The organism is Enterobacter cloacae (assembly GCF_011078175.1).
Taxonomy (GTDB): Bacteria; Pseudomonadota; Gammaproteobacteria; order Enterobacterales; family Enterobacteriaceae; genus Enterobacter; species Enterobacter cloacae_Q.
The window spans coordinates 75,856-102,175 of sequence record NZ_JAALCJ010000009.1; the positions used below are offsets into that span (position 1 = coordinate 75,856).

Annotated in this window: 22 protein-coding genes; 4 read left to right on the plus strand and 18 right to left on the minus strand. The window is 57.2% G+C overall.

The features are described from left to right. Nucleotides 1-174: 174 nt before the first annotated feature. Genes G6Q29_RS18365 through glpE form a run of 3 tightly spaced genes read right to left on the minus strand, consistent with a single transcriptional unit; the run spans nucleotide 175 to nucleotide 2,160 of the window. Entirely contained in the window at nucleotides 175-933 is a 759-nt protein-coding gene (locus G6Q29_RS18365) for a DeoR/GlpR family transcriptional regulator (protein WP_165466553.1), read from the minus strand. 16 nt (nucleotides 934-949) lie between these two features. Then, nucleotides 950-1,780: a rhomboid family intramembrane serine protease GlpG gene (gene glpG / locus G6Q29_RS18370; protein ID WP_165466554.1), complete on the minus strand. Its 831-nt coding sequence runs from the start codon at nucleotides 1,778-1,780 to the stop codon at nucleotides 950-952. Between the two features lie 47 nt (nucleotides 1,781-1,827). Continuing rightward, nucleotides 1,828-2,160 carry a thiosulfate sulfurtransferase GlpE gene (glpE, locus tag G6Q29_RS18375; protein WP_014833569.1) on the minus strand — a complete coding sequence of 111 codons (333 nt, stop codon included), beginning with the start codon at nucleotides 2,158-2,160 and terminating at the stop codon, nucleotides 1,828-1,830. Nucleotides 2,161-2,410: 250 nt separating this feature from the next. Here glpE and glpD point away from each other — a divergent pair, with 250 nt between their 5' ends. Continuing rightward, nucleotides 2,411-3,919 carry a glycerol-3-phosphate dehydrogenase gene (gene glpD, locus G6Q29_RS18380; RefSeq protein ID WP_165466555.1) on the plus strand — a complete coding sequence of 503 codons (1,509 nt, stop codon included), beginning with the start codon at nucleotides 2,411-2,413 and terminating at the stop codon, nucleotides 3,917-3,919. 86 nt (nucleotides 3,920-4,005) lie between these two features. On the opposite strand, the gene glgP is transcribed toward glpD, so the two are convergent. The 6 genes from glgP to asd form a co-directional block, all read right to left on the minus strand. Continuing rightward, on the minus strand, nucleotides 4,006-6,453 hold the full coding sequence (gene glgP, locus G6Q29_RS18385) for a glycogen phosphorylase (RefSeq protein WP_165466556.1): 2,448 nt from the start codon (nucleotides 6,451-6,453) through the stop codon (nucleotides 4,006-4,008). 18 nt (nucleotides 6,454-6,471) lie between these two features. Beyond that, nucleotides 6,472-7,905, minus strand: a complete 1,434-nt coding sequence (glgA, locus tag G6Q29_RS18390) for a glycogen synthase GlgA (RefSeq protein ID WP_022649646.1) — start codon at nucleotides 7,903-7,905, stop codon at nucleotides 6,472-6,474. Beyond that, complete coding sequence (gene glgC / locus G6Q29_RS18395; protein WP_165466557.1) at nucleotides 7,905-9,200, minus strand: glucose-1-phosphate adenylyltransferase; 1,296 nt, start codon at nucleotides 9,198-9,200, stop codon at nucleotides 7,905-7,907. The genes glgA and glgC overlap by 1 nt, the downstream gene beginning before the upstream one ends. Nucleotides 9,201-9,217: 17 nt before the next feature. Beyond that, nucleotides 9,218-11,191 carry a glycogen debranching protein GlgX gene (glgX, locus tag G6Q29_RS18400; protein WP_165466558.1) on the minus strand — a complete coding sequence of 658 codons (1,974 nt, stop codon included), beginning with the start codon at nucleotides 11,189-11,191 and terminating at the stop codon, nucleotides 9,218-9,220. Next, nucleotides 11,188-13,374 carry a 1,4-alpha-glucan branching enzyme gene (glgB, locus tag G6Q29_RS18405; protein WP_165466559.1) on the minus strand — a complete coding sequence of 729 codons (2,187 nt, stop codon included), beginning with the start codon at nucleotides 13,372-13,374 and terminating at the stop codon, nucleotides 11,188-11,190. Before glgB ends, glgX begins: the two co-directional genes overlap by 4 nt. Before the next feature lie 239 nt (nucleotides 13,375-13,613). Further along, entirely contained in the window at nucleotides 13,614-14,717 is a 1,104-nt protein-coding gene (gene asd / locus G6Q29_RS18410) for an aspartate-semialdehyde dehydrogenase (protein ID WP_165466560.1), read from the minus strand. Between the two features lie 178 nt (nucleotides 14,718-14,895). Here asd and yhgN point away from each other — a divergent pair, with 178 nt between their 5' ends. Then, nucleotides 14,896-15,489, plus strand: coding sequence for an NAAT family transporter YhgN (yhgN, locus tag G6Q29_RS18415; RefSeq protein WP_003861574.1), 594 nt, complete (start codon nucleotides 14,896-14,898; stop codon nucleotides 15,487-15,489). 186 nt (nucleotides 15,490-15,675) lie between these two features. Here yhgN and G6Q29_RS18420 read toward each other — a convergent pair whose 3' ends face one another. The 6 genes from G6Q29_RS18420 to G6Q29_RS18450 all read right to left on the minus strand — a co-directional run bounded on the left by G6Q29_RS18420 (nucleotide 15,676) and on the right by G6Q29_RS18450 (nucleotide 21,428). After that, nucleotides 15,676-16,128, minus strand: coding sequence for a hypothetical protein (locus G6Q29_RS18420; protein WP_165466622.1), 453 nt, complete (start codon nucleotides 16,126-16,128; stop codon nucleotides 15,676-15,678). Between the two features lie 358 nt (nucleotides 16,129-16,486). Continuing rightward, nucleotides 16,487-17,827, minus strand: coding sequence for a gluconate transporter (gntU, locus tag G6Q29_RS18430; RefSeq protein WP_014833577.1), 1,341 nt, complete (start codon nucleotides 17,825-17,827; stop codon nucleotides 16,487-16,489). 3 nt (nucleotides 17,828-17,830) lie between these two features. Then, nucleotides 17,831-18,358, minus strand: coding sequence for a gluconokinase (gene gntK / locus G6Q29_RS18435; RefSeq protein ID WP_165466561.1), 528 nt, complete (start codon nucleotides 18,356-18,358; stop codon nucleotides 17,831-17,833). Between the two features lie 126 nt (nucleotides 18,359-18,484). After that, the gene (gntR, locus tag G6Q29_RS18440; protein WP_165466562.1) at nucleotides 18,485-19,480 is read right to left on the minus strand and encodes a gluconate operon transcriptional repressor GntR; all 996 of its coding nucleotides are present in this window, start codon (nucleotides 19,478-19,480) and stop codon (nucleotides 18,485-18,487) included. A 91-nt stretch (nucleotides 19,481-19,571) separates the two neighbouring features. Further along, a complete protein-coding gene (locus G6Q29_RS18445; RefSeq protein WP_165466563.1) occupies nucleotides 19,572-20,267 on the minus strand; it encodes a pirin family protein in 696 nt (231 codons plus the stop codon). A gap of 123 nt (nucleotides 20,268-20,390) precedes the next feature. Beyond that, the gene (locus tag G6Q29_RS18450) at nucleotides 20,391-21,428 is read right to left on the minus strand and encodes an oxidoreductase (protein ID WP_165466564.1); all 1,038 of its coding nucleotides are present in this window, start codon (nucleotides 21,426-21,428) and stop codon (nucleotides 20,391-20,393) included. Between the two features lie 311 nt (nucleotides 21,429-21,739). Here G6Q29_RS18450 and yhhY point away from each other — a divergent pair, with 311 nt between their 5' ends. Then, nucleotides 21,740-22,228, plus strand: a complete 489-nt coding sequence (gene yhhY, locus G6Q29_RS18455) for an N-acetyltransferase (RefSeq protein ID WP_014882131.1) — start codon at nucleotides 21,740-21,742, stop codon at nucleotides 22,226-22,228. Nucleotides 22,229-22,282: 54 nt separating this feature from the next. Here yhhY and ggt read toward each other — a convergent pair whose 3' ends face one another. Next, the gene (gene ggt, locus G6Q29_RS18460) at nucleotides 22,283-24,025 is read right to left on the minus strand and encodes a gamma-glutamyltransferase (RefSeq protein ID WP_165466623.1); all 1,743 of its coding nucleotides are present in this window, start codon (nucleotides 24,023-24,025) and stop codon (nucleotides 22,283-22,285) included. A gap of 125 nt (nucleotides 24,026-24,150) precedes the next feature. Here ggt and G6Q29_RS18465 point away from each other — a divergent pair, with 125 nt between their 5' ends. Continuing rightward, nucleotides 24,151-24,522 carry a DUF2756 family protein gene (locus G6Q29_RS18465; protein WP_165466565.1) on the plus strand — a complete coding sequence of 124 codons (372 nt, stop codon included), beginning with the start codon at nucleotides 24,151-24,153 and terminating at the stop codon, nucleotides 24,520-24,522. Here the strand turns inward: G6Q29_RS18465 and ugpQ are convergent. Further along, a complete protein-coding gene (gene ugpQ / locus G6Q29_RS18470; RefSeq protein ID WP_165466566.1) occupies nucleotides 24,512-25,252 on the minus strand; it encodes a glycerophosphodiester phosphodiesterase in 741 nt (246 codons plus the stop codon). The genes G6Q29_RS18465 and ugpQ overlap by 11 nt on opposite strands. Then, a complete protein-coding gene (locus tag G6Q29_RS18475) occupies nucleotides 25,249-26,319 on the minus strand; it encodes a sn-glycerol-3-phosphate import ATP-binding protein UgpC (protein WP_165466567.1) in 1,071 nt (356 codons plus the stop codon). The genes ugpQ and G6Q29_RS18475 overlap by 4 nt, the downstream gene beginning before the upstream one ends. Nucleotide 26,320 lies beyond the last annotated feature (1 nt).

Genomic DNA, 26,320 nt, shown 5'->3' on the forward strand with positions numbered 1-26,320 from the left:
AACGGCAACCTGGGTTGCCGTTTTGCTTTTACCTTGTGAGGTCTGGTGCCCTCTCCCCGACCCTCTCCCACAGGGGGAGGGAGTAAACACTAAAAACGGCAACCTGGGTTGCCGTTTTGCTTTTACCTTGTGAGGTCTGATGCCCTCTCCCACGAGGAGAGGAAGAAAGGCTTCTCAACACAACTCTAACTGCAAATTATTATCTTTAATCACCTGCATCACGCCCGCTGGCGGCATCGCGTCGGTATAGACCGCATCCACGATGCTGATGCTGCCCATGTTCACCATTGCGTTACGACCAAACTTAGAGTGGTCCACCACCAGCATCACGTGACGTGAGTTTTCAATTATCGCGCGCTTGGTGCGCACCTCGTGGTAATCAAACTCCAGCAGCGAGCCGTCGGTGTCGATGCCGCTGATCCCAAGAATGCCAAAGTCGAGGCGGAACTGGGAGATAAAGTCGAGCGTCGCTTCACCGATAATTCCGCCGTCACGGCTGCGCAGCTCGCCGCCCGCGAGAATGATGCGGAAATCGTCCTTCTGCATCAGCGTGTTGGCGACGTTCAGGTTGTTAGTCACCACGCGCAGGTTCTCGTGATCCAGCAGCGCGTGAGCAACCGCTTCCGGCGTGGTGCCGATGTCGATAAACAGCGTCGCCCCGTTCGGGATTTGGCTCGCCACTTTACGGGCGATGCGTTCTTTTTCCGCCGTCTGCGTGGCTTTACGATCGTGCCAGGAGGTGTTGACCGAGCTGGACGGCAGCGCCGCCCCACCGTGGTGGCGCAAAATACGGTTCTGATCGGCCAAATCGTTCAGGTCACGACGGATGGTTTGCGGGCTGACGGCAAACTGCTCGACCAGCTCTTCGGTGCTGACGTATCCCTGTTTTTTGACCAGTTCGATAATGGCGTCATGACGTTGTGTTTGTTTCATCAATTATCCCTGAGAATTATGTTCGTTTTCGCGCATGGAGCGTGTCGGCAAGCGCCATTGCCAGCCCGACCGCCAGGCCAGTGACGTGCGCACCATTGGCGATAGACATACCAAACAGATCAAACCATCCGGCAATTAGCCATATTAACGCAAAGGCTATTAAACCGCGTTGTAAATAGATGCCGCTTTCCGGGTCGCGCTCCCCGCGAAGCCAGACGTAGCCCATCAGAGCGTAAACAACGCCCGACAGCCCGCCGAACCACGGGCCGCTGAATTTATGCTGCACGTAGCCGCTCAACAGGGCGCTAATCACGGCGATCACGATCAGCTTACCGCTGCCAAGTCGCTTCTCAACGATACCGCCGAGATACCACCACCACAGCAGGTTGAAGAGAATATGCATCACCGAGAAGTGCATCAGCGCGTGGGTGAAGTAGCGCCAGACGTCAAACTCCAGAGAAGGGTCGTACGGCCACGCCAGCGCGATCATCACGCTCTGGTCGCCCACCACGTTCATGATAATGAAGACGATAATGCAGGCGGCCATCAGCAGCAGCGTAAACGGCCCTGCGCGCTCGCGAATGGTGGCAAGAAAAGGGAAACGACTGTAATGCAATCCGCTGCCCGTCTGTCCGGATTGCCAGCTTGCCGCTAGATAGCGCGGGTCGCCAGGGTTCTCAAGGAACCGCGCCAGCTCCTCGTTTACCCGCCCGGCCTGGCTCTCATCGGCCAGCCAGACATCGGTCTGCGTATGTTGCTGAATGGTCAGAATAACGCCCTGCGTTGCCATATAGTCGACAAACGCCTGGGCGACGCGCGGATTGGTAAAAGAGGTGATCATCAACATGGGCAGCGGTCGCTTATTTCCACACAAAAGGGAACAGTATAGCGGGATTAGCGTTCAAACGCGTATTCCACTTCTGCCGGGAAATGACGATGCCAGGCATCGAAGCCGCCGTCGACGCTGTACACCGCATCGTAGCCTTGCTGAATCAGGTACTGCGCCGCACCTTTACTGCTATTGCCGTGATAACACATCACCATCACCGGCGTATCGAAGTCGTTATCGCGCATAAACGCGCCCAGCGTGTCATTAGTGAGATGAAACGCGCCCGGCGTGTGGCCCATCGCAAAGCTCTGCGGATCGCGGATATCCACCAGCACCGCCGTTCCCTGGTGCATCTTCTGATGGGCTTCTTCTACGTTAATACATTCAAACTGATCCATGGTGTTCTCTTTCTGTTGTTCATGTTGGGTGCGCTCTGATGTCCTCACCCCAGCCCTCTCCCACAGGGAGAGGGAGAAAAGTTAGTCGCACTATTTTACCCCGTAGTGTACGTCCTGGCGGCGGGTAAACGCCATTATGTTATCCATATCACTCTAAATTGTTTTTTTGATGTTACCAAAAGCGCGTTCCTTTGCTATTATGAGCGATATCGAACATTTTTGAGCTTTAACGAAAGTGCATGAGGGTGTTATGGAAACCAAAGATCTGATTGTGATAGGCGGTGGCATCAACGGTGCCGGTATTGCGGTTGATGCCGCAGGACGCGGTTTATCCGTGCTGATGCTGGAAGCTAACGATCTCGCCTGCGCGACGTCGTCCGCCAGCTCCAAGCTGATCCACGGTGGCCTGCGCTACCTGGAACACTACGAATTCCGCCTGGTCAGCGAAGCGCTGGCCGAACGCGAAGTGCTGCTGAACATGGCGCCGCACCTGGCCATCCCGATGCGCTTCCGTCTGCCCCATCGTCCACACCTGCGTCCGGCGTGGATGATCCGCATTGGCCTCTTTATGTACGATCATCTGGGTAAACGCACCAGCCTGCCGGGTTCGAACGGTTTGCGTTTTGGCTCAGAATCGGTCCTGAAGCCTGAAATCGTGCGCGGTTTCGAATATTCCGACTGCTGGGTGGACGATGCACGTCTGGTGCTGGCGAATGCGCAGATGGTCGAGAAGAAAGGCGGCGAGGTGAAAACCCGTACCCGTGCGACTGCCGCGCGTCGTGAAAACGGCCTGTGGATTGTGGAAGCGGAAGACGTGGATACCGGCGAGAAGTTTAGCTGGAAAGCGCGCGGACTGGTGAACGCCACCGGCCCGTGGGTGAAGCAGTTCTTCGACGACGGCATGCACCTGCCTTCACCGTACGGCATCCGCCTGATCAAGGGCAGCCATATTGTGGTGCCGCGTGTGCACACCCAGAAGCAGGCTTATATCCTGCAAAACGAAGACAAGCGCATCGTGTTTGTGATCCCGTGGATGGATGAATTCTCGATCATCGGCACCACCGACGTGGAGTACAAAGGCGATCCGAAAAACGTCGAGATCGACGAGAGTGAAGTCAGCTACCTGCTGAAAGTGTATAACGCGCACTTCAAGAAACAGCTGTCACGCGATGACGTGGTCTGGACCTACTCCGGCGTGCGTCCACTGTGTGATGACGAGTCTGATTCACCGCAGGCGATCACCCGCGACTATACGCTCGATATTCACGACGTGGACGGTCAGGCGCCGCTGCTGTCGGTATTTGGCGGTAAGCTCACCACCTACCGTAAACTGGCGGAGCACGCGCTGGAGAAACTGTCGCCGTATTACAAAGGCATCGGACCGGCGTGGACCAAAGAGGCGGTACTGCCTGGCGGTGATATCGGCGGTAATCGCGACGATTACGCCGCGAAGCTACGCCGCCGCTTCCCGTTCATTACTGAAGGGATGGCGCGCCACTATGCCCGCACCTACGGCAGCAACACCGAACTGTTCCTCGGCGACGCGAAAGAGATTGCCGATCTGGGCGAACACTTTGGCCATGAGCTGTACGAAGCGGAGCTGCGCTACCTGGTGGAACACGAGTGGGTGCGTCGTCTGGACGATGCTATCTGGCGTCGTACTAAAGAAGGAATGTGGCTGAATGCCGAGCAGCAGTCCCGCGTGGCGCAGTGGTTGCAGCAGCATGCGGGAAAGCGTGAGCTTTCACTGGCGTCTTGATGTAAAAAAGCCCGGTGGCGCTACGCTTACCGGGCCTACGGGATCGAGTAGGCCCGGTAAGGCGAAGCCGCCACCCGGCTTTGTTTTTATAACCGCACCGGATCAATATGCCAGATCGTCTCGGCATATTCCTTGATGGTCCTGTCCGACGAGAAGTAACCCATGTTGGCGATGTTATGCATCGCGGCGCTGGTCCACTTCTCCTGCTGACGGTACAGTTCGTCCACCTTATCCTGGCAATCCACGTAGCTGCGGTAATCCGCCAGCACCTGATAGTGATCGCCAAAGTTAATCAGCGAGTCCACCAGATCGCGGTAGCGGCCAGGCTCCTCAGGGTTAAACACCCCCGTGGCGATTTGCGTCAGCACCTGGCGTAACTCTTCGTCCTCTTCATAATACTCACGCGGCGAGTAGCCCTGCTTGCGCAGCGCCTCCACCTCTTCCGCCGTATTCCCGAAGATAAAGATATTTTCCGCGCCCACATGCTCCAGCATTTCGACATTTGCGCCGTCCAGCGTGCCGATAGTCAGCGCGCCGTTCAGGGCAAACTTCATGTTGCTGGTGCCGGATGCTTCCGTCCCGGCCGTGGAAATCTGCTCAGAGAGATCCGCCGCCGGAATAATCAGCTGCGCCAGGCTTACGCTGTAGTTCGGGATAAACACCACCTTCAGCTTATCGCCAATGTCCGGATCGTGGTTCACCACCTTCGCCACATCGTTGATGAGATGAATGATATGCTTCGCCATGTAGTACGCAGATGCCGCCTTACCGGCAAAGATTTTCACGCGCGGCACCCACTCTGCCGTCGGGTCAGCCTTGATACGGTTATAGTGGGTGATAACGTGCAGGACGTTCATCAGCTGACGCTTGTACTCGTGGATACGTTTGATCTGCACGTCGAACAGCGCTTTTGGGTTCGCCACCACGTTCAGATGCAGAGCCAGCCAGACCGACAGACGTTTCTTGTTCAGCAGCTTGGCTTCCCGCACGGCTTTTTTCACCATCGGAAAATCAATGTGCTGCTCAAGCTCGCTCAGCTGGCTTAAATCGGTGCGCCAGGTACGACCAATGTTCTCATCCAGCACATCGGAGAGCGGTTGGTTCGCCAACGCCAGCCAGCGGCGCGGAGTGACGCCGTTGGTCACGTTGCAGAAGCGCGTTGGGAAGATCTTCGCGAAGTCCGCAAACAGCGACTGCACCATCAGGTTCGAATGCAGCTCTGAAACGCCGTTCACCTTGTGGCTGATCACCACCGCCAGCCAGGCCATGCGTACGCGGCGACCATTGGATTCATCAATGATCGAGGCGCGACTCAGCAGGCCGGTATCGTTCGGGTACTGCTCCTGCAAGGTCTTGAGGAAGTAGTCGTTGATCTCGAAGATGATTTGAAGGTGACGCGGCAGAATTTTGCCGAGCATATCCACCGGCCACGTCTCCAGCGCTTCACTCATCAACGTATGGTTGGTGTACGAGAACACCTGGCAGGTTACTTCAAACGCGTCATCCCAGCTGAACTTATGCTCATCAATCAACAGGCGCATCAGCTCAGGAATGGAGAGCACCGGATGCGTGTCGTTGAGGTGAATGGCGGTTTTATCCGCCAGATTCGCATAGGTTTTGTGCAGCTGATAATGACGGCTGAGGATATCCTGAATCGTTGCCGAGACGAGGAAATACTCCTGACGCAGGCGCAGCTCGCGTCCTGAGTAGGTCGAGTCATCCGGATACAAAACGCGTGACACATTCTCTGAGTGGTTTTTATCTTCCACCGCTGCGAAGTAGTCGCCCTGATTGAATTTACCCAGATTGATCTCGCTACTGGCCTGCGCATTCCACAGGCGCAGCGTATTGGTTGCATCGGTATCGTAGCCGGGTATAATCTGGTCATAGGCCACGGCCAGGATCTCTTCGGTTTCCACCCAGCGTGATTTTTTCCCTTCCTGCTGAATACGCCCGCCAAAACGCACCTTGTAGCGCGTATTGTGGCGCTTGAACTCCCACGGGTTACCGTACTCCAGCCAGTAGTCCGGAGACTCTTTCTGACGGCCATCCACAATGTTCTGCTTGAACATGCCGTAGTCGTAGCGAATACCGTACCCGCGCCCCGGTAGCCCCAGCGTCGCCAGTGAATCGAGGAAACAGGCGGCAAGTCGACCGAGACCACCGTTACCCAGCCCCGGGTCGTTCTCTTCGTCAATCAGCTCTTCTAAATCCAGCCCCATCTCTTCCAGTGCGTTTTTGACGTCGTCATAAATCCCGAGCGATAACAGCGCATTGGAGAGGGTGCGACCAATCAGAAACTCCATCGACAGGTAATAGACCTGTCGCGTCTCCTGCGAAAGCTGGGCGCGGTTGGAGCGTAGCCAGCGTTCGACCATACGGTCACGCACCGCAAACAGCGTGGCGTTCAGCCACTCATGTTTGTTGGCAATAACGGGATCTTTCCCAATGGTAAACATCAGCTTATAGGCGATGGAGTGCTTTAACGCCTCAACGCTGAGCGTGGGGGAAGAGTAGCTAAATGGAGCATTCATATCAGTCACTTCGCCTCGTTACATCAAGCGTTGATAAAGGTCGCGGTAGGACTGCGCCGCAACGTGCCAGCCAAAGTCCATAGACATCGCCTGACGTTGTACGTAACGCCACAGGGATGGACGGGACCACAAGACGAAAGCACGCCGGATCGCCCTAAGCAGCGACCAGGCATTACTGTCCTCAAAAACAAACCCGCTGGCGATACCGTCCGCCAGGTTTTCCAGGGAGCTGTCAGACACCGTATCCGCCAGCCCCCCCGTGCGGCGTACCAGCGGCAGCGTGCCGTATTTCAGACCATAGAGCTGCGTCAGGCCGCAGGGCTCGAAACGGCTCGGCACCAGAATCACGTCCGCGCCGCCCATGATACGGTGGGAAAACGCTTCGTGATAACCGATCTGCACGCCCACCTGCCCCGGATGTTCCGCCGCGGCCGCGAGGAAACCTTCCTGCAATACCGGGTCGCCCGCGCCGAGCAGCGCCAGCTGGCCGCCCTGCTCAAGTAACCCTGGCAGCGCTTCCAGCACCAGATCCAGCCCTTTCTGGCTGGTCAGGCGGCTAACCACCGCAAACAGCGGTACCTTGTCGTTGACCTTCAGCCCCATCGCAATCTGTAGCTGGCGCTTGTTTTCCGCTTTATCCTCCACGGAGTCGCGACCATAGCGCGCCGCCAGCAGGAGGTCCGTTTCCGGATTCCAGATCTGTTCGTCCACGCCGTTCAGAATGCCCGACAGGCGACCTTCACGATGTCGCTGTTGCAGCAGCCCTTCCATACCGTAACCGAACTCCGGCTGCGTAATTTCCCGCGCGTAAGTTGGGCTGACCGCCGTGATGTGATCGGCGTAGTACAGACCGGCCTTCAGGAACGAAATCTGTCCGTTAAACTCCAGTCCATGCATGTTAAAGAATGACCATGGCAGATCGATGTCATTCATATGATGAGCATAATACATGCCCTGATACGCCAGGTTGTGCACCGTAAACACCGATTTGGCCGGGTGCCCCTTCGCCGCGAGATACGCAGGTGCCAGGCCAGCATGCCAGTCGTGCGCGTGCACCACGTTCGGACGCCAGAACGGATCCAGCCCGACGGCCATCTCCGCCCCCACCCAGCCGAGCAGAGCAAAGCGCAGCACGTTATCGGTATAGGCATACAGGTTAGTATCGTGATACGGGCTGCCGGGTCGGTCGTATAAATGCGGCGCATCAATCAGGTAAATCCCTACGCCATTGTAATGTCCAAACAGCAGGGTGATACGTCCCGCGAAGGTCTCGCGGCGGGTAACAACCTTTGCATCGGGGATACCACGCCGGATATCCGGAAAAGCGGGTAACAACACGCGGGTATCCACCCCTCCGGCAATTTGCGCCGCCGGTAATGCACCAAGAACATCCGCCAGTCCGCCCGTTTTTAACAACGGGAACATCTCAGAACATACGTGTAAAACCTGCATCATCGCTCCTGTTTGATTTGCAGCTTCCGCAACATTTCCCGTGTTACTAACACGATCCCCTCTTCCGAACGGTAGAAACGACGCGCATCTTCTTCCGCGTTTTCCCCAATCACCATCCCTTCAGGAATGACGCAGGCGCGGTCTATAACACAGCGACGCAGGCGACATGAGCGCCCTACCCAGACGTCCGGCAGCAGAACTGCCGAATCGATATTACAGAATGAGTTTATACGCACGCGTGGGAACAGCACGGACTGCACCACCACCGAACCGGAGATAATGCACCCGCCGGAGACCAGCGAGTTCAGCGTCATGCCGTGGCTACCGGAGCGATCCTGAACGAATTTGGCCGGCGGCAGGGACTCCATGTGGGTACGAATCGGCCAGTTCTGGTCGTACATATCCAGTTCAGGCGTGACGGACGCCAGATCGAGGTTGGCTTTCCAGTACGCTTCCAGGGTTCCCACATCGCGCCAGTAAGGTTCCGCATTCGGGTCGGACTGCACGCAGGACAGCGGGAAAGGATGTGCATACGCCATGCCAGCTTTGGTAATTTTCGGGATGATGTCTTTACCGAAGTCATGGCTGGAGTTTTCGTCTTTGTCGTCCTCTTCCAGCAACGCATAAAGATAATCGGCATCAAAGACATAGATCCCCATGCTGGCGAGCGATTTGGTGTCGTCGCCCGGCATGGTTGGCGGGTTCGCCGGCTTTTCGACGAAGTCGATAATCTTGTCGTCGCCATCTACATGCATCACGCCAAACGCGGTTGCTTCCGCAACGGGCACCGGCAAACACGCCACGGTGCAGCGCGCCCCTTTTTCGACGTGGTCGATCAGCATGTGGGAGTAATCTTGCTTGTAGATGTGGTCCCCGGCGAGGATAACAATGTATTCCGCGTTGTAGCGGCGAATGATGTCGAGGTTCTGGGTCACGGCATCCGCCGTGCCGCGATACCAGTTCTCCCCGTGAACGCGCTGCTGCGCCGGAAGCAGATCGACAAACTCGTTCATCTCTTCACTGAAGAATGACCAGCCGCGCTGAATGTGTTGCACCAGCGTGTGCGACTGATACTGGGTAATGACGCCAATGCGGCGAATGCCTGAGTTCAGGCAGTTGGAAAGCGCAAAGTCGATGATGCGGAACTTACCACCAAAGTGAACGGCCGGTTTGGCGCGCTTGATGGTCAAATCTTTCAGACGGGTACCACGCCCGCCCGCGAGGATCAGGGCAACTGTTTTTAATGGTAGCTGGCGCGCCAACATTAACGGATCGTTCTTCTCTAATCTAACCATGACTAACTCCTTTTTTATCATCTTTGGAATACGCACACTCCGTGCGCAGGCCCGTGCCAGACAGCCATTACTACCGGATTATCCGCTCCGGCAAAGGGGGGAACAGCTCGCCACTCCCCGTCAGGTAAAACTATCTCTGCGACGTCATCCGTCGCGTTCAGCGTAACCAGCCACTTATCCGACAGCAGGATTTGCAGACGGGGTACGCCGTGTTGCCACTCTTGCGCGCTTAACGGTTGCGCGTCTTGATTCAGCCAGCGAACGTTGCCGTCGCCTTCCTCCCACCAGCGGTCGGCGGTGAGCGCGGGGATCTGCTGGCGAAGGTGGATCAGCGCCGCGGTGAAATGGGTTAACCCGCTGTTCGCTTCTCCCCAGTCGAGCCAGGTCAGGGCGTTGTCCTGGCAATAGGCGTTGTTGTTGCCGTGCTGGCTATGGCCGTGTTCGTCACCCGCCAGCAGCATCGGCGTACCCTGCGACAACAAAAGCGTCGTCAGCAGCGCATGAACGCTGGCGCGTCGCCGCTCGATCACATCCAGACTTCCGCCTAACCCTTCTATACCATGGTTAAAGCTATGGTTATTGTTAGTCCCATCGCGATTCTCTTCGCCGTTTGCCTCATTGTGTTTCTGATTGAAACAAACGCAGTCGCGCAGCGTAAAACCATCGTGCGCCGTCACCAGGTTAATGCTGGCCGACGGCCGTTTTCCGTCGCGCTTAAAGAGATCGCTGGAGCCGGCAAAGCGTCCGGCAAACTCCCCTAACGACAGGTCGCGCGTCATCCAGAAGCGGCGAATAGCATCGCGGTAGTGGTCGTTCCACTCGGCAAACAGCGGCGGGAAGTTCCCCACCTGATAACCGCCCTCTCCGATGTCCCATGGCTCCGCGATGAGCTTCACCCGGGAAAGAACGGGGCAGTTTTTTATCGCCTCAAACAATGGCGCCTGCTGGCTGAACGCCGGGGTACGCCCCATCACCGGCGCCAGGTCGAAGCGAAAACCGTCCACGTGGAACGTCTCAACCCAGTATTTCAGGCACTCGTACGCGTAATGCGTAACGGCCGGATGACTGAGGTTGAGGGTGTTACCGCACCCGGTCCAGTTCTCGTAATCGCCGTCGTCCCTGATCCAATAATAGCTACGGTTATCGATTCCGCGCTGTGAGAGCGTCGGGCCGTCAAGATCGCTTTCCGCACTGTGGTTCAACACCACGTCCAGAATGACCTCAATGCCCGCCGCGTGAAGCGCCTTCACCGCATCGCGAAACTCATCCCGCGCCTTCTCAGGATGTACCGCGTAGCGCGGGTCGAGCGCGAACATTGCCAGCGGGTTGTAGCCCCAGTAGTTGCTTAATCCCAGACGCTGGAGACGCGGTTCGCTGGCGAAATGGGCGACGGGGAGTAGCTCCAGCGCAGTGATGCCGAGGTGTTTCAGGTAGGCAATCATCGTCGGATGGCCGAGCGCCTGATAGGTGCCGCGCATCGCTTTGGGAATCGACGGGTGCAGATACGTCAACCCTTTGACGTGGGCTTCATAAATCACGGTATTGCCCCACGGCGTCTGCGGCGGGGCATCGTCTTCCCAGTCGTAGAGATCGTGCACCACCACGCTTTTGGGCGCGACGGACGCGCTGTCGCGGTGGTCAGGCTCGCCATAGCCAACGTGGAACAGCGGGTCGTCCTTAAACTCGCCGTCGACGCGGTGCGCGCACGGGTCAATCAGCAGCTTCGCCGGGTTGAACCAGTGCCCCTGAGCAGGCTCCCAGGGGCCGTGAACGCGAAAACCGTAGTGCATCCCCGGCCGTCCTCCAGCCAGGTAACCGTGCCAGGTATCCCCCGTACGTGTCGGTAAATCGTAACGGTGCTCGTTACCTTCTCCGTCAAACACGCAGAGTTCCACCCGCTCCGCGTGGGCAGAAAAGAGCGTGAAGTTCACCCCCTTCCCGTCAAAACTCGCCCCGAGCGGTTCGGGTTTACCTGCCGTAAGCTGCGTCATTCTCCCTCCCGCACCAGCCAGATTGTGCTCAGCGGCGGTAACGTCAGGCTCAGGGAGTTCGGCCGACCGTGGCTTTCGAGGGTGTCGCTCTGCACCAGTCCACCGTTACCGGCGTTACTGCCGTGGTAGTGCATGGAGTCGGTATTGAGAATTTCGCGCCATTTGCCCGGCTGGTTAATGCCGAATCGATAATGTTCGCGCGGCACCGGGGTAAAGTTGCTGGCAACGATGATCTCGTTACCCGCTTTGTCGCGGCGTACAAAGACGAACACCGAACGCTCGTGGTCGTCTACCACCAGCCACTCAAAGCCATACGGATCGAAGTCCAGCTCGTGCAGCGCTTTGTGATGGCGATAGGTCAGGTTCAGATCGCGGACCAGACGCTGCACGCCGTGGTGCCAGTTGTCCGCGCCTTCCAGCAGATGCCAGTCAAGGCTGGTATCGTGGTTCCATTCGCGCCCCTGGGCAAACTCATTGCCCATAAACAGCAGTTTTTTGCCCGGAAAAGCGAACATCCAGCCGTAGTAGGCGCGCAGATTAGCGAACTTCTGCCACGGGTCGCCCGGCATGCGGTCGAGGATGGATTTTTTGCCGTGCACCACTTCATCGTGCGACAGCGGCAGCATGAAGTTTTCGGTGTAGTTGTAAAGCAGCCCGAAGGTGAGCTTGTCGTGGTGATACTGACGATAAACCGGGTCGAGCTTCATGTAGTCGAGCGTGTCGTGCATCCAGCCGAGGTTCCACTTGTACCAGAAGCCCAGACCGCCCATTGACGGTGGACGGGAAACGCCCGGGAAGTCGGTGGACTCCTCCGCCATTGTCACGGCCCCTTCCACCTGTTCGCCAAGAATGCGGTTGGTGTTGCGCAGGAACTCTATTGCTTCCAGGTTTTCACGGCCGCCATACTCGTTCGGGATCCACTCGCCCTCTTTGCGGCTGTAGTCGCGGTAAATCATCGACGCCACCGCATCCACGCGCAGGGCATCAATGCCGAAACGCTCGATCCAGTACAGCGCGTTACCGACCAGGTAGTTCGACACTTCACGGCGACCGTAGTTGTAGATCAGCGTGTTCCAGTCCTGGTGATAGCCTTCGCGCGGGTCGCTGTGCTCGTACAGCTTTGTGCCGTCGAACTCTGCCAGCGCAAAATCGTCCGACGGGAAGTGGCCCGGCACCCAGTCGAGGATCACGTTCAGCCCGGCGGCGTGCGCGGCATCGATGAAATAGCGGAAGTCATCGCGCGTGCCGAAGCGGCGCGTAGGCGCATACAGCCCGGTAGGCTGATAGCCCCAACTTCCATCGAACGGATGTTCGTTGATCGGCAGCAGCTCCAGATGGGTAAAGCCCATCCATTTGGCGTACGGTACCAGCTGGTCGGCAAGTTCCCGGTAGCTAAGCCAGAAGTTGTTATCGGTGTGGCGACGCCAGGAGCCAAGATGCACTTCATAGACGGAGATTGGCGCATCAAAGCGGTTGGCCTGCTTGCGCTCCTCGCTCTGGACGACCTTTTCCGGCAAGCCGCAAATCAGCGAGGCGGTATTCGGACGCAGTTCGGCCTCAAAAGCATACGGGTCGGATTTGATACGCAGCTTGCCGTTGGCATCGATCATCTCGAATTTGTAGAGCTGACCGTTGTGCGCCCCGGGGATAAATAGCTCCCAGATGCCGGTTTCCCGGCGCAGGCGCATGGGATGTCGACGACCGTCCCAGTAGTTGAACTGCCCGACGACGGAGACGCGCAGGGCGTTTGGCGCCCATACGGCGAAACGCGTGCCGGTGATACCGTCCATGGTATCCGCATGGGCACCCAGCGTTTCGTAGGGACGTAAATGGGTGCCTTCGGAAAGCAGCCAGGCGTCCATCTCTTTTAAAAGCGGGCCGAAGCTATAGGGATCGTCAATCAGGTTTTGCTGACCGTGCCAGATAACGGCAAGCTGATAACGAAAAGGATTTTTACGGCGGGGCATGACGCCCGAGAAGAAGCCACGCGAGTCGAGGCACTCCAGATTACCCACCTTGCGGCCGGTTTTGGGTTCGATAACCCACACTTCTGTTGCATCCGGTAACAGCGCCCGAACTTCCAGTCCGGCCTCTGTACGGTGCATCCCTAGCACAGAAAAGGGGTCGGCAAAGTGACCCGCAATAAGCGCATTAATCACGTCTCTCGAAATACGATCGGACATGGTATTCATCCTGTTTTTTTATGTCGCCCTTTTTACGCGCTCCGGGACGACTTTTAATGTGACCTAAACGGTGCAGCTCATCCTCTCTGCTCCGCCCTACCCTCAGGTGAGAAATAAATCTTCCTTAAAGCATAGCCAACGTCGTGGATCCTCCTGATAAAAAATAAGACATCTGCGTTTTACTCCATGTAGTACGCAAAAAAAGGGGGTGACAATCACCCCCCGTGTTTAACAAATTATTACGCCAGCTGGCGCAGCATGCGGCGCAGCGGCTCGGCTGCACCCCACAGCAGCTGATCGCCAACGGTGAACGCGGAGAGGTACTCCGGCCCCATGTTCAGCTTGCGCAGACGACCAACCGGGGTGGTCAGCGTGCCGGTAACGGCTGCCGGGGTCAGTTCGCGCATGGTGATATCGCGATCGTTTGGCACCACTTTCGCCCACGGGTTGTGCGCGGCCAGCAGCTCTTCCACGGTCGGAATAGACACATCTTTTTTCAGTTTAATGGTGAAGGCCTGGCTGTGGCAGCGCAGCGCGCCGATACGCACGCACAGACCGTCAACCGGAATGGTGTTCGCGGTCGCAAGGATTTTGTTGGTCTCAGCCTGGCCCTTCCACTCTTCGCGGGTCTGGCCGTTATCCAGCTGTTTGTCGATCCAGGGGATCAGGCCACCGGCCAGCGGTACGCCAAAGTTATCCACCGGCAGCTCGCCGCTGCGGGTGAGCTGAGTGACTTTACGCTCGATGTCGAGGATCGCGGACGCCGGGTCTGCCAGCTCGGCCGCGACGCTCTGGTGCAGCTGGCCCATCTGGGTCAGCAGCTCGCGCATATGGCGCGCACCGCCGCCGGACGCCGCCTGGTAAGTCGCCACGGAGACCCACTCCACCAGATCCTGCGCGAACAGACCGCCGAGGGACATCAGCATCAGGCTGACGGTGCAGTTACCGCCGACAAAGGTTTTCACGCCGTTGTTCAGCCCGTCGGTAATGACGTCCTGGTTAACCGGGTCGAGAATGATGATGGCATCGTCTTTCATACGCAGCGAAGAGGCCGCGTCAATCCAGTAGCCCTGCCAGCCGCTTTCACGCAGCTTCGGATAGATTTCGTTGGTATAATCGCCGCCCTGGCAGGTCACAATAATGTCGAGCGCCTTCAGCGCCTCCAGATCGTAAGCGTCCTGCAACGTGCCTGTGGCACCTCCAAAGGACGGCGCAGCCTGGCCGAGCTGTGAAGTGGAGAAGAAGACCGGGCGGATAGCGTCGAAATCGCGCTCTTCAACCATGCGTTGCATGAGTACAGAGCCGACCATACCGCGCCAGCCTATAAAACCAACGTTTTTCATAGCATTTTTTTCCTGCAAGGGGTGTGTGCTGATTGTGCAAGCCAGTACTGAACTGGGATATGCTTCACATTACAAAATGCTGCCAAAGTCGCAAGCGAAATTAATCGATGATTGTCCGGCTATCAGAAAAAGTGCTAATCATCGCAATGACCACAATAAGTATCAGGGATAATTTAAAATGAGTGAAATCATTTCCGCAGCGGTTTTATTGATCCTGATTATGGATCCGCTCGGTAATCTGCCGATCTTCATGTCGGTGCTGAAGCACACCGAACCGAAGCGCCGCAGGGCGATCATGATCCGGGAGCTGCTCATCGCCCTGCTGGTGATGTTTATCTTCCTGTTCGCCGGTGAAAAGATCCTTGCTTTCCTGAACTTACGCGCCGAAACGGTCTCCATTTCCGGCGGGATTATTCTGTTCCTGATTGCCATTAAGATGATTTTCCCGAGCGCCGAAGGGAGTAGCAGCGGCCTTCCCGCGGGCGAAGAGCCGTTTATCGTTCCGCTGGCGATTCCACTCGTCGCCGGGCCAACCATTCTGGCCACCCTGATGCTGCTGTCACATCAGTATCCGAACCAGATGAGCCATCTGGTGATTGCCCTGCTGATCGCCTGGGGCGGGACGTTTATTATCCTGTTGCAGTCGTCTCTGTTCCTGCGCCTGCTGGGTGAGAAAGGGGTGAACGCGCTGGAGCGCCTGATGGGGCTGATTCTGGTGATGATGGCAACGCAGATGTTCCTGGACGGGATCCGGGCGTGGATGAAAGGGTAGGTAAAAGCAAAACGGCAATCTTCGGTTGCCGTTTTTAGTGTTTGCCCCCTCTCCCGTGGGAGAGGGCCGGGGTGAGGGCATCAGGCCGCAGAGGTCTTATTTTGTCGGGTGGCGGCTTCGCCTTACCCGACCTACAACAAACTCTGGTCCCGTAGGCCGGGTAAGCGTAAGCGCCACCCGGCTTTTTTACAGCGGCACGATGCCTTCCTTTGTGAGCAACCAGCGCGGCGCTTTCAGCGTATCACTGTAAAACCCCACTAAATCCTGCAACAAATCTCCTGCGACTCTTTCATCGCTTTCTGACAGCGAATGCGCTAACAGCATTTGCGTTAACCGCTGGCAATATCGCCCTAACTGATCCACTTCCGGTTCGAAGACCGGCACGTCCAGCGGCAGGTCATCCACCGTCAGGCTGGCTTTTAAATATTCCGGAACAGGTTCAAGCAGCGTAGGCTGAAGCAGTGCGAGGCAGGCTGAGAGCCGTCCGCACAGCGCCATCTTCTGGGTTGGATCGTCACATTCAACCAGCACGTCGACAAACCGCGAGCAATTATCTGCCAGTTCGGTGAAATCAGTGGTGTGATCGAATGGGGTAGTAAATAAAGTGTGAGAAAAGTTGGGGTAGTAGTCATAAGACAGCCTCTGATGAGTAATGTGTATCCACCACTGGAGAGGCTAATCTCACGGGTGGTGGAACCAGACAGGGTTAGCCTTACCGGCCTCATCAGCTACCGGCGCGTCTTGCGACGCCCCCGCCTGGCCCACCATTGGAGTGTAGCCAAGCGCACGACACGATAACACTCGTGTCGCTGATGAGGTAGTTCAGGAGGCTAATCCTGACGCCTGATTTTGCAGGCGCGGCAAGAAGATACTGCGTTGGGGGCGGGGTGACAAGAGAGGCTCTGGAAGGTGGCTCGCAAAACGAAATTTTATTTTAGGGTGTGGCCTGATGCCCTCACCCCACCCCTCTCCCACGGGGAGAGGGAGAAAACCGGGATCAGCTCAGGAGCGTAAACGCAATCATCCCGACAATCGCGCCCGTCGTGCCGAGGATGGTTTCCATCAGCGTCCAGGTTTTCAGGGTTTGCGCTTCGGTTGCGCCGGTAAATTTACCGAACAGCCAGAAGCCCGCGTCGTTCACGTGAGAAACCACAATCGAGCCGCCCGCGATACAGATAGAGAGCGCCGCCATCTGCGCACCGGAGTAGTTCAGCTGTTCAATCACCGGCATCACCAGACCCACGGCGGTTAAGCACGCTACGGTCGCGGAGCCCTGGATGATACGCACCGCCGCGGCCAGCACGAAACAGGTTACCGCAATCGGCAGCCCCATCCCGGTCAGCGCTTCGCCCAGCGCCGGGCCAACGCCGGAATCCACCAGCACCTGCTTGAACACGCCGCCCGCCCCGATCACCAGCAGGATAATCCCCGCCGGTTGCAGCGCGGCACCGCAAATCTCCATCACGCGGTCTTTCGGCATGCCCTGACGCATCGCAAGGCCGTAAATCGCCACCAGACACGCTACCAGGATCGCAGTGAACGGATGACCGATGAACTCGAACCATTCGTAAGCGGTTGACCCCACCGGCACAAAACGCGCGGCGATGGTTTTCAGGCCAACCAGCACCAGCGGCAGAAGGATCAAAGAGAGACTAAACCCGAAGGACGGCATTTTGCCCTCGCCCAGGTGCGGCTCGGTGATGTCATCCGGAATGTGCAGCTCAACGTAACGGCTGATGAAGTTGCCCCACAGCGGACCCGCGATAATCATCCCCGGGATCGCCGCACACAGGCCAATCAGGATCATCCAGCCAAAATCGGCGTGCATCTGGGAGGCCAGCAGCATCGGCGCAGGCCCCGGCAACAGAAACGCCGCCGCTGCCGCCACGCCCGCAAACAGCGGAATGACCAGCTTCACGAGGTTAGTGCCGGTATGGCGCGCCATGGAGAACGCGACGCTAATCAGCAGCACAACCGCCACTTCAAAGAACAGCGGCAGCGCGCAAATCAGACCGGCCAGACCAATCGCGTAGTGCGCACGGCTGTGTCCGAAAGATTTCAGCATCTTGACCGCAATCTGATCGACCGCGCCCGTTTCGTGCAAAATCTTGCCAAACATCGCGCCCAGCGCTACCACAATGGCCAGGAAGCCGAGCGTGCCGCCCATCCCTTTTTCCATCGTCGCCGCGATTTTGTCGAGCGGCATGCCGGAAAAGAGGCCGGCACCAATAGAAACCACCATCAAAGCAACGAAGGCGTGCATACGCGCCTTCATTACTAAAAACAGCAGCAGCAAAACGGAACCCACCGCTGTCAAAACTAGCGTTAATGTACTCAAAACTTACTGCCTTTTATTAATAACCTCGATGGTGCTGGCAACAACACCTTCCAGCGGCTGATCGATATCAACCACTAAGACATCCGGTTCGTCAGCACCCGGCTCCTGTAAGGCCTCAAACTGCGTTACCAGCATCTGGGTCTTAAAGAAGTGGCCTTTACGCGCCTTCAGGCGGCTTTCAATCACCCCGAAATCGCCTTTCAGGTAGATGAAAGAGAGGTTCGGGTTGCCGTCGCGCAGCAGGTCGCGATAGGTCTTTTTCAGCGCGGAACAGACGATCAGGGAGACTTTATTGGTGCGCTGCATCGCGAACGCGGCGTCATTCAGCGCCTGCAACCACGGTTTGCGGTCGTCGTCGTTCAGCGGCTCGCCGGAAGCCATTTTCATGATGTTGCTGCGCGGATGGAGGAAGTCACCATCAAGAAACGCAGCCTGGAGTTGATGCGCCACTTCGCTCGCCACGGCAGATTTACCGCTACCGGACACGCCCATCAGGACGTAAACGTGGTGATCGTGATTAGTCGTGCTCAAAGGGTGTCCCTCAGTCAATTGTTACGGGTAACAGTTATCGGTAACATTGTCCTGCCGGGGCATAAGAGAAGCAATATCCAAACGTGCGCGAAGTGAATAAGTGTGAGCTACTTCAAATTTGTCGAATTAAATAGATCCACCCGGTGACAAGGTGAAACCTAAATCTAACATTTTCGGGGTAACTGCCTCACCACGAATGCGCGCCAGCAGGCGTTCTGCACCAATGCGGCCCATGCGTTCACGCGGCGTCAGGACGCTCGCCAGACGCGGCTCCATCACCTGGCCAATGTCGTGGCCGTGGAAGCCGGCAATCGCCATATCATCCGGGATTTTTAAACCCAGACGCTGGCACTCAAACGCGGCACCGACCGCAAGGTCATCGTTGGTACAGAAAATACCGTCCAGTTGCGGATACTCGCGTCGCGCCTGACGCATCAGCTCAATACCCGATGTATAGGAGGAGGATTGCTCCACCATCACGCTGTACGGGGTTAAGTTCGCGTCGAGCATCGCCTGCTCGTATCCCTTCTGTTTGATGATAGTACGTTCATCCAGACGCGCACCCAGATAGGCCACATGGCGATGGCCGCGGGCGATGATCGCCGCCGTCATCTGACGCGCCGCTTCAAAGTTATCGAACCCCACGGCAATGTCGAGACAGGGCGACTGGCTGTCCATCAGCTCCACCACCGGAATGCCGGCCACTTCAATCATCTTCAGGGTGCGCGGCGTGTGGGTACGTTCCGTTAAAATCAGGCCGTCGATGTTCCAGGAAAGCATGGATTCAAGACGTTCCTCTTCCAGCTCCGGCTTGTACCCGTAGTGGGCGAGCATGGTCTGATAACCGAACGCATCGGTGACGCTTTCAATGCCGCGAAGCACTTCGGCGAAAACCTGGTTGGTTAAGGAAGGAAGCAGGACGCCCACCGCACGGCTGGTGGCATTGGAGAGAATATCGGGCGCGCGGTTGGGGATATAGCCCAGTTCATCAAGGGCGGCGGCAATCTTGCCACGCAACGCCACGGAAACCTGCTCCGGGTTACGTAAAAAGCGGCTGACCGTCATTTTGGTCACACCGACGCGATCGGCGACATCCTGAAGTACGGGGCGTTTCTTTTTCATCGTCCTGAGAAATCTTGAAGTGAGAGATTTGCTCAGTTTATCACGGACAAAGCTCAACCTTCCCCGTTTAAAGGGAAGGTTGAGAAATTATTTAGACCGGCGGCAGGTCAAACAGCAGGATTTCACTTTCGCTGTCGGCATGCACGGAGAGCGCCTGCTCATCCCAGATTGCCAGGCCATCGGCGGTTGTCGCTTTGGTGCCGTTGATAGACACTTCACCTTTCACCACCTGGATCCAGACGCGGCGGTTGGCGGCAATCTGATGCATAGACTGTTCGTCTTTTGCCAGCGCCCAGCGGTACAGCTCCATGTCCTGATGCACTTTCAGGGAACCTTCACGCGCATCCGGGGAGAGCACCAGCTGTTTGCCCTGTTTCGCGTCGAAGCGGCGCTGCTCGTAGCGCGGCGTGATGCCGGTCTCTTCTGGAATGATCCAGATTTGGTACAGGTGCAGTTTTTCCGTTTTGCTCGGGTTGTACTCGGAATGACGCACCCCGGTACCCGCGCTCATGATCTGGAACTCGCCCGCCGGAACCTGCTCTTTGTTGCCCATGCTGTCCTGGTGCTCAACCGCCCCTTCCAGCACATAGGTCAGGATTTCCATGTCTTTGTGCGGGTGGGTACCGAAGCCCTGGCCTGCGTCAATCACGTCGTCGTTAATTACGCGCAGTGCGGAGAATCCCATGAAGTTCGGGTCGTAGTAGTCGGCAAACGAGAATGAGTGCCATGAGTCCAGCCAGCCATGATTCGCGTGACCACGTTCGTTTGCTTTGCGTAAGTAGATCATTGTTTTCACCCTCAGTTCGTTTCGATGGAGTAAGTGTGGACGCAAACCGTCCGGGATCATAGAGGGTGAAAATTGACTCCTCTGTTCAAAAATTATGAACAAGCACAGAGGAGCCGTTTTTACTTATTTCGCGAGGGTTACCGTGGCAGGAGAGGCCTGCTCGAAGGCCCGCTCAAGGAGTTCCAGGTTGGTCAGAACGTCAGATTCCTTGACGTAATTTGGCGCGCCGGTTGTGAGGGTTTCATATAGCGCATCGTAGACGCGGCCATAGTCGCCAGTTTCCGGCTTCAGCTCTTCCCTGACCGTTACGCCCTCATCGTTCACGTACTCCAGCACGCCCACGGAATCATCCGCCGCAAAGCCCGGCTCGCCGGGCATAATATTGGCCTTCAGGCTGGTCTCCTGTTGGTCAATACCGTATTTGATAAACGAGCCTCGGGTGCCGTGAACAATAAATTTCGGATAGTCGATTTTCACCAGATGGCTGGTTTTGACGATGGCTTTCAGGTCACCGTAGAACAGCTGTGCTTCAAAGGTGTCGTCCGGGTTGGCTTTATTGCGCAGACTGCGGATGTCGTACGCTACGTGATCCGGGCGGCCAAACAGGGAGATTACCTGGTCCATGGTGTGCACGCCGAGACCATAGAACGAGCCGTCCTGCGGCAGGCCGGGCTGAGTTTCCGCTACCGGACGGTAGTAATCGAAGTGGCTTTCGATTTCCACAATGTCACCGAGCTTGCCGCTTTCAATCGCTTTTTTCGCCGTCAGGAAACAGCTGTCAAAGCGACGGTTCTGATACGGCGTGACGGTCAGCCCTTTGCTTTTCGCCAGCGCGAACAGCTCTTTGGCTTCTGCCATGGTTGGGGTGAACGGTTTTTCCACCAGCACGTTTTTGCCCGCGTCGAGCGCGCGTTTCGCATACTCAAAATGGCTGTCGGCGTGGGTGCAGACGACCACCAGCTTGACCTGCGGGTCGTTAAGCACCTCATCGAGATCGCTGGTGAAATGAATATGGGAGTACTGTGGGAGTTGTTCTTCCGGCTTCGCGCGGCGGCGGTAGATATGGGCCACATGCCAGCGGTCTTTGCGGTTGAGGACATACGGCAGATGATAGCGGGTCGTGCTTTTACCAAATCCAATAAATGCGCAATGTAGTGTCATGGCTCAGTCCTTTTGGAAGGTTACTGAGTGCAACCATAGCGCAAGTTTTGCCCTCGCCCCAGCCCTCTCCCACGGTGAGAGGGAGAAAAAAGACAAAAAAAAGCCAGCTTAAAGCTGGCTAAAGTAATACTGGAAGCAATGTGAGCAATGTCGTGCTTTCAGGTTCCCGTAGGAGGTCTTCCTGAATGCAGAGCAATAATAATCATTCTCATTCGCACTTGTCCAACACTTTTTGCAAAAAAAAAGCGATTGACTCAACTTTTAAAGTCCTTGATGTTGGAAGGGACATTTAACTGACTGAGGAACAAGGAATGAGTGAGATAGTGATACGCCACGCGGAACCGAAAGATTATGACGCCATTCGTCAGATCCACGCCCAGCCGGAGGTGTACCACAACACGCTACAGGTTCCTCATCCTTCGCTGGAAATGTGGCAGATGCGGCTAGGCGACCAGCCCGGTATTAAGCAGCTGGTTGCCTGTATTGATGATATCGTGGTTGGGCATCTCACCATTGATGTTGCCCAGCGCCCGCGCCGCAGCCACGTGGCCGATTTTGGTATTTGCGTTGGCGCACAGTGGCACAACCGCGGCGTCGCCAGCGCGCTGATCCGCACCATGATCGACATGTGCGACAACTGGCTGCGCGTCGATCGCATCGAATTAACGGTATTTGTTGATAACGAACCGGCTATAGCGGTGTACAAAAAACACGGATTCGAGATTGAAGGCACCGGTAAGCGCTACGCCCTGCGCAATGGCGAGTATGTGGATGCGTATTATATGGCAAGAATGAAGTAGTCTGTTGCCCTCACCCTAACCCTCTCCCACAGGGAGAGGGAATAAGGCAACGCATCAATATCCTGCCGTCAAATCATCCACCGAACGCGGATCTGACGCGCCAAACAGCGCCCCGTCCGGTCCGACCATAATGCTCTGGGTGCTGCCCATCGCCTCTTTTACCGCCACCTTCTGCCCGCGCTGCTCCAGCAGCTTGATGGTGTCCGGGCTAAAGCCCTTCTCGACGCGCAGCTCGTCCGGCAGCCACTGGTGGTGGAAGCGCGGCGCGTTGGTCGCTTCCGCAACGTTCATGCCAAAATCGATGCTGTTCACCACCATTTGCAGCACGGTCGTGATTATCCGGCTGCCGCCCGGGCTGCCGGTCACCAACCAGGTTTTACCGTCCTTCACCACGATAGTTGGCGACATGGACGACAGCGGTCGCTTCTTCGGCCCTACCGCATTTGCATCGCCGCCGACCAGCCCGTAGACGTTCGGCACGCCCGGCTTGGCAGAGAAATCATCCATCTCATTGTTCAGCAGAATGCCGCTGTTGCCCGCCACAATGCCGGTGCCAAACGTGGTGTTGAGGGTGTACGTTACCGCCACCGCATTACCCTCTTTATCCACCACCGAGAAGTGGGTGGTCTGATTGCTTTCATACGGTGCCAGCTTGCCGGGGCGTATCTCGCTGGACGGTTTAGCCTTGTTGATGTCGATCTCGTCGGCAATCGATTTGGCATAAGCTTTGTTGGTCAGCGCCTGCCACGGCACCTTCACGAAGTCCGGGTCACCGAGGTATTCCGAACGGTCGGCGTAGGCGCGCTTTTCCGCCTCCGCCATTACCTGCATGGAATCCGCACTGCCGAAGCCGAACTTGTGCATATCAAAGTTTTCCAGAATATTAAGGATCTGCACGATGTGGATCCCGCCGGAGGACGGCGGCGGCATGGAAAAGACTTCATAGCCACGATAGGTGCCGCTAATCGGCTCCCGCTCAACCGCCTTGTATTCCGCCAGATCCGCTTTGATGATCAGGCCTCCGTTCTTTTGCATCTCTTCCGCAATCTGGTCGGCAATCGCCCCTTTGTAGAACGCGTCCGGACCGTTTTCAGCAATCAGCTCCAGGCTTTTGGCGAGGTTCTTCTGCACCAGCTTATCGCCCTTCTTCAGCGGCTCGCCGTCTTTCCAGAAGATAGCCTTGCTGTTTTCGTGATTGGGAATCACTTCGCTGCCGTAGGTTTTGAGGTCGTCCGCCAGCGCGTCGTTGACGACGAAGCCGTCGCGCGCCAGCCTGATGGCAGGCTGCACCACCTTGTTCAGCGGCATCGTGCCGTATTTCTCCAGCGCCAGCGAGAAGCCCGCTACGGTGCCCGGCGTGCCGGAGGCAAGGTGCGAGGTCAGGGACTTTTTGCTGTCCGGATTGCCCTGGTCGTCGAGGAACATATCGCGGGACGCCTGAGAAGGTGCCATTTCGCGGAAGTCGATGGCCGTGGTTTTACCGTCTTGCGTGCGCAGCATCATAAACCCGCCGCCGCCCAGATTCCCCGCCTGTGGATGCGTCACCGCCAGCGCATACCCCACCGCGACCGCCGCATCCACCGCGTTACCGCCCTGCTTAAGAATATCGACGCCCACCTGAGTTGCCAGCGCGTCAACCGAGGCCACCATGCCGTGCGTCGCCCGCACGGGATGAAAAACATCCTCCTCCACGCCGTAAGAGACCGGAGGAGCGGCGGGCGGGTTGGCCGCCACGGTAAATGTGCCGCCTGCCATCAGCGCAGCGATAGCGACCCAGCGCAAAAAGGTTGGTTTCATCATTATTGTTCTCCAGGTGAAGGGGTCCATATTCCCCGCTTAAGTCTGGTTCACAACTCTTAAAAAATCATCGTTATGCCGGAATCAGGGTAAACTTAAGAGAAGCCTCACAGGAGGAGATAACCATGAAACGATTACTGATCCTGACCGCGCTGCTTCCGTTCGCCGCGCTCGCACAGCCAATCAACACCCTGAACAACCCGAACCAGCCGGGTTACGTCATTCCGAGCCAGCAGCGTATGCAGACGGAGATGATGAGCCAGCAACAGCAGCAGAAAGGGATGCTCAATCAGCAGTTAAAAACGCAGACCCAGGTGCAGCAGCAGCACCTGCAAAACCAGATGAATACCAACACCCAGCGCGTGCAGCAGGGCCAGATGCTTGAACAGCCGCTGCCCAATGCAAACGGTGGGATGTTAGGGAGCGGGGTGTCGCAAAGCAGCGGTCAGCAGCACATGCTGCCGACCCAGCAGAACGGCAGTATGCTTAATAAATAAAGTTCGGCCCGATCTGGTCAATCGCATCGGTACAGATGCTGTCCACGCCCCAGCGTAACAGCTCGGCTGCACGCTGGGGTTTGTTGACGGTATACACCAGGATATGCAGACCGGCCTCCTTCAACAGCGTCACGCGCGCTTCATCCAGCAGCTTATGGTTGAGGTGGATTGACACGCAGCCTAAGCCGGTCGTCAGCGCGCGCCAGTCTTCTCGCCACTCATCCAGCAGCAGCCCGCGCGGCAGCTCAGGTACGGCGGCCTGTGCGGCTTCCAGCGCGTCGATGTCAAACGACGACAACAGCGGCGCAGTCATCCCTTCCCACAGCTCGCGCGCGGCAAGGGCAATCACTTTGCCCGTCAGCGGCCCGGTGCCGGTGGTCGGTTTGATTTCGATGTTGGCCATCATGCCGTGTTGACGACAGCGGTCCGCCACTTCCGCCAGCAGCGGTAGCGGTTCCCCTTTGAATTCGCCGCTGTACCAGCTTCCGGCGTCCACCTTCAGCAGATCGCGCCACGGCAACTGCCCCGCCACGCCCCAGCCGTTGCTGGTGCGCTCGAGGTTGTCATCGTGTAGCAGGAAGATCTCTCCGTCCTGCGACAGCTTGGCGTCGAACTCAATCATCGTGTGACCGTAGCGCGCACCAACGTCTATCGCCGCCAGGGTGTTTTCCGGCGCCAGTTTCCCGCCGCCACGGTGGGCGACGATGTGGGGATAAGGCCAGTTACTCATACACGTTGTCCTGTTTCACCATCGAATAGATGCAGATGATTTTCCGGCAGATGCAGCCACAACGTGCTGCCCGCTTGCGGGCGCTCCTGATGCGACATTCGCACCACCAGCTTCTGCTCGCCCCAGCGTCCGTGCGCCAGATTGTCGGCGCCCAGCATCTCGAGGGTGTCCATTACCAGCGGCACCCCGCCTTCCGCCTGCGAGCTTAACGCAATATGTTCCGGGCGGATACCCAGCGTCATTTTGCGTCCGGCATAACCGCGATAGAACCAGTTGATGGGCAGCGCCATGCCGCTCTCCAGCTCAAAATGGGTGCCCGCCGTGCTGATGCGCCCTTCCAGCAGATTCATTGCCGGGCTGCCGATAAAGCTCGCCACAAAGCGGCTGGCGGGCTTTTCGTACACTTCCACCGGGGTGCCAATCTGCTCGGCGATGCCTTTGTTCATGACCATCACCCGCTGGGCGAGGGTCATGGCTTCCACCTGATCGTGGGTGACGTACAGCGACGTGGTTTTCAGCCGACGGTGGAGGTGCTGCAACTCAAGACGCATCTGCACGCGCAGTTTCGCATCAAGGTTAGAGAGCGGCTCATCGAACAGGAACACCGCCGGGTCACGCACGATGGCGCGGCCCATCGCCACACGCTGACGCTGGCCGCCTGAGAGTTCGCGCGGACGGCGTTTCAGCAGGCCATCCAGCTCCAGAATTCGGGCCGCCTCTTTCACCCGCTCGTCGATGTGGCCTTTGCCCATGCCGCGGATTTTTAGCCCCCAGGCCATGTTCTCTTCCACGCTCATGTGCGGATAGAGCGCGTAGTTCTGGAACACCATCGCGATGCCGCGATCTTTTGGCTCCATCTCGGTGACGCGCTGGCGGTCGATCCAGATATCCCCGGAGGTGACGCGTTCCAGCCCCGCCACCATGCGCAGCAGGGTCGATTTACCGCAGCCGGACGGGCCGACCATCACGATAAATTCCCCGTCCGCTACGTCGAGGGTTAACGGCTGAATCACCTGGGTTTTGCCGTCCCAGCTTTTGGTTACTGCCTGAAGTTTTAAACCTGCCATC

What these genes read in the sequence shown, in the direction of transcription:
- glgX (WP_165466558.1), bottom strand. Translation starts at nt 11,191, where the DNA reads ATGACGCAGCTTACGGCAGGTAAACCCGAACCGCTCGGGGCGAGTTTT.
- G6Q29_RS18475 (WP_165466567.1), bottom strand. Translation starts at nt 26,319, where the DNA reads ATGGCAGGTTTAAAACTTCAGGCAGTAACCAAAAGCTGGGACGGCAAA.
- G6Q29_RS18450 (WP_165466564.1), bottom strand. Translation starts at nt 21,428, where the DNA reads ATGACACTACATTGCGCATTTATTGGATTTGGTAAAAGCACGACCCGC.
- glgB (WP_165466559.1), bottom strand. Translation starts at nt 13,374, where the DNA reads ATGTCCGATCGTATTTCGAGAGACGTGATTAATGCGCTTATTGCGGGT.
- G6Q29_RS18445 (WP_165466563.1), bottom strand. Translation starts at nt 20,267, where the DNA reads ATGATCTACTTACGCAAAGCAAACGAACGTGGTCACGCGAATCATGGC.
- asd (WP_165466560.1), bottom strand. Translation starts at nt 14,717, where the DNA reads ATGAAAAACGTTGGTTTTATAGGCTGGCGCGGTATGGTCGGCTCTGTA.
- yhhY (WP_014882131.1), top strand. Translation starts at nt 21,740, where the DNA reads ATGAGTGAGATAGTGATACGCCACGCGGAACCGAAAGATTATGACGCC.
- gntR (WP_165466562.1), bottom strand. Translation starts at nt 19,480, where the DNA reads ATGAAAAAGAAACGCCCCGTACTTCAGGATGTCGCCGATCGCGTCGGT.
- yhgN (WP_003861574.1), top strand. Translation starts at nt 14,896, where the DNA reads ATGAGTGAAATCATTTCCGCAGCGGTTTTATTGATCCTGATTATGGAT.
- glpE (WP_014833569.1), bottom strand. Translation starts at nt 2,160, where the DNA reads ATGGATCAGTTTGAATGTATTAACGTAGAAGAAGCCCATCAGAAGATG.
- glgA (WP_022649646.1), bottom strand. Translation starts at nt 7,905, where the DNA reads ATGCAGGTTTTACACGTATGTTCTGAGATGTTCCCGTTGTTAAAAACG.
- glpD (WP_165466555.1), top strand. Translation starts at nt 2,411, where the DNA reads ATGGAAACCAAAGATCTGATTGTGATAGGCGGTGGCATCAACGGTGCC.
- G6Q29_RS18465 (WP_165466565.1), top strand. Translation starts at nt 24,151, where the DNA reads ATGAAACGATTACTGATCCTGACCGCGCTGCTTCCGTTCGCCGCGCTC.
- glgC (WP_165466557.1), bottom strand. Translation starts at nt 9,200, where the DNA reads ATGGTTAGATTAGAGAAGAACGATCCGTTAATGTTGGCGCGCCAGCTA.
- ugpQ (WP_165466566.1), bottom strand. Translation starts at nt 25,252, where the DNA reads ATGAGTAACTGGCCTTATCCCCACATCGTCGCCCACCGTGGCGGCGGG.
- glpG (WP_165466554.1), bottom strand. Translation starts at nt 1,780, where the DNA reads ATGTTGATGATCACCTCTTTTACCAATCCGCGCGTCGCCCAGGCGTTT.
- G6Q29_RS18365 (WP_165466553.1), bottom strand. Translation starts at nt 933, where the DNA reads ATGAAACAAACACAACGTCATGACGCCATTATCGAACTGGTCAAAAAA.
- ggt (WP_165466623.1), bottom strand. Translation starts at nt 24,025, where the DNA reads ATGAAACCAACCTTTTTGCGCTGGGTCGCTATCGCTGCGCTGATGGCA.
- glgP (WP_165466556.1), bottom strand. Translation starts at nt 6,453, where the DNA reads ATGAATGCTCCATTTAGCTACTCTTCCCCCACGCTCAGCGTTGAGGCG.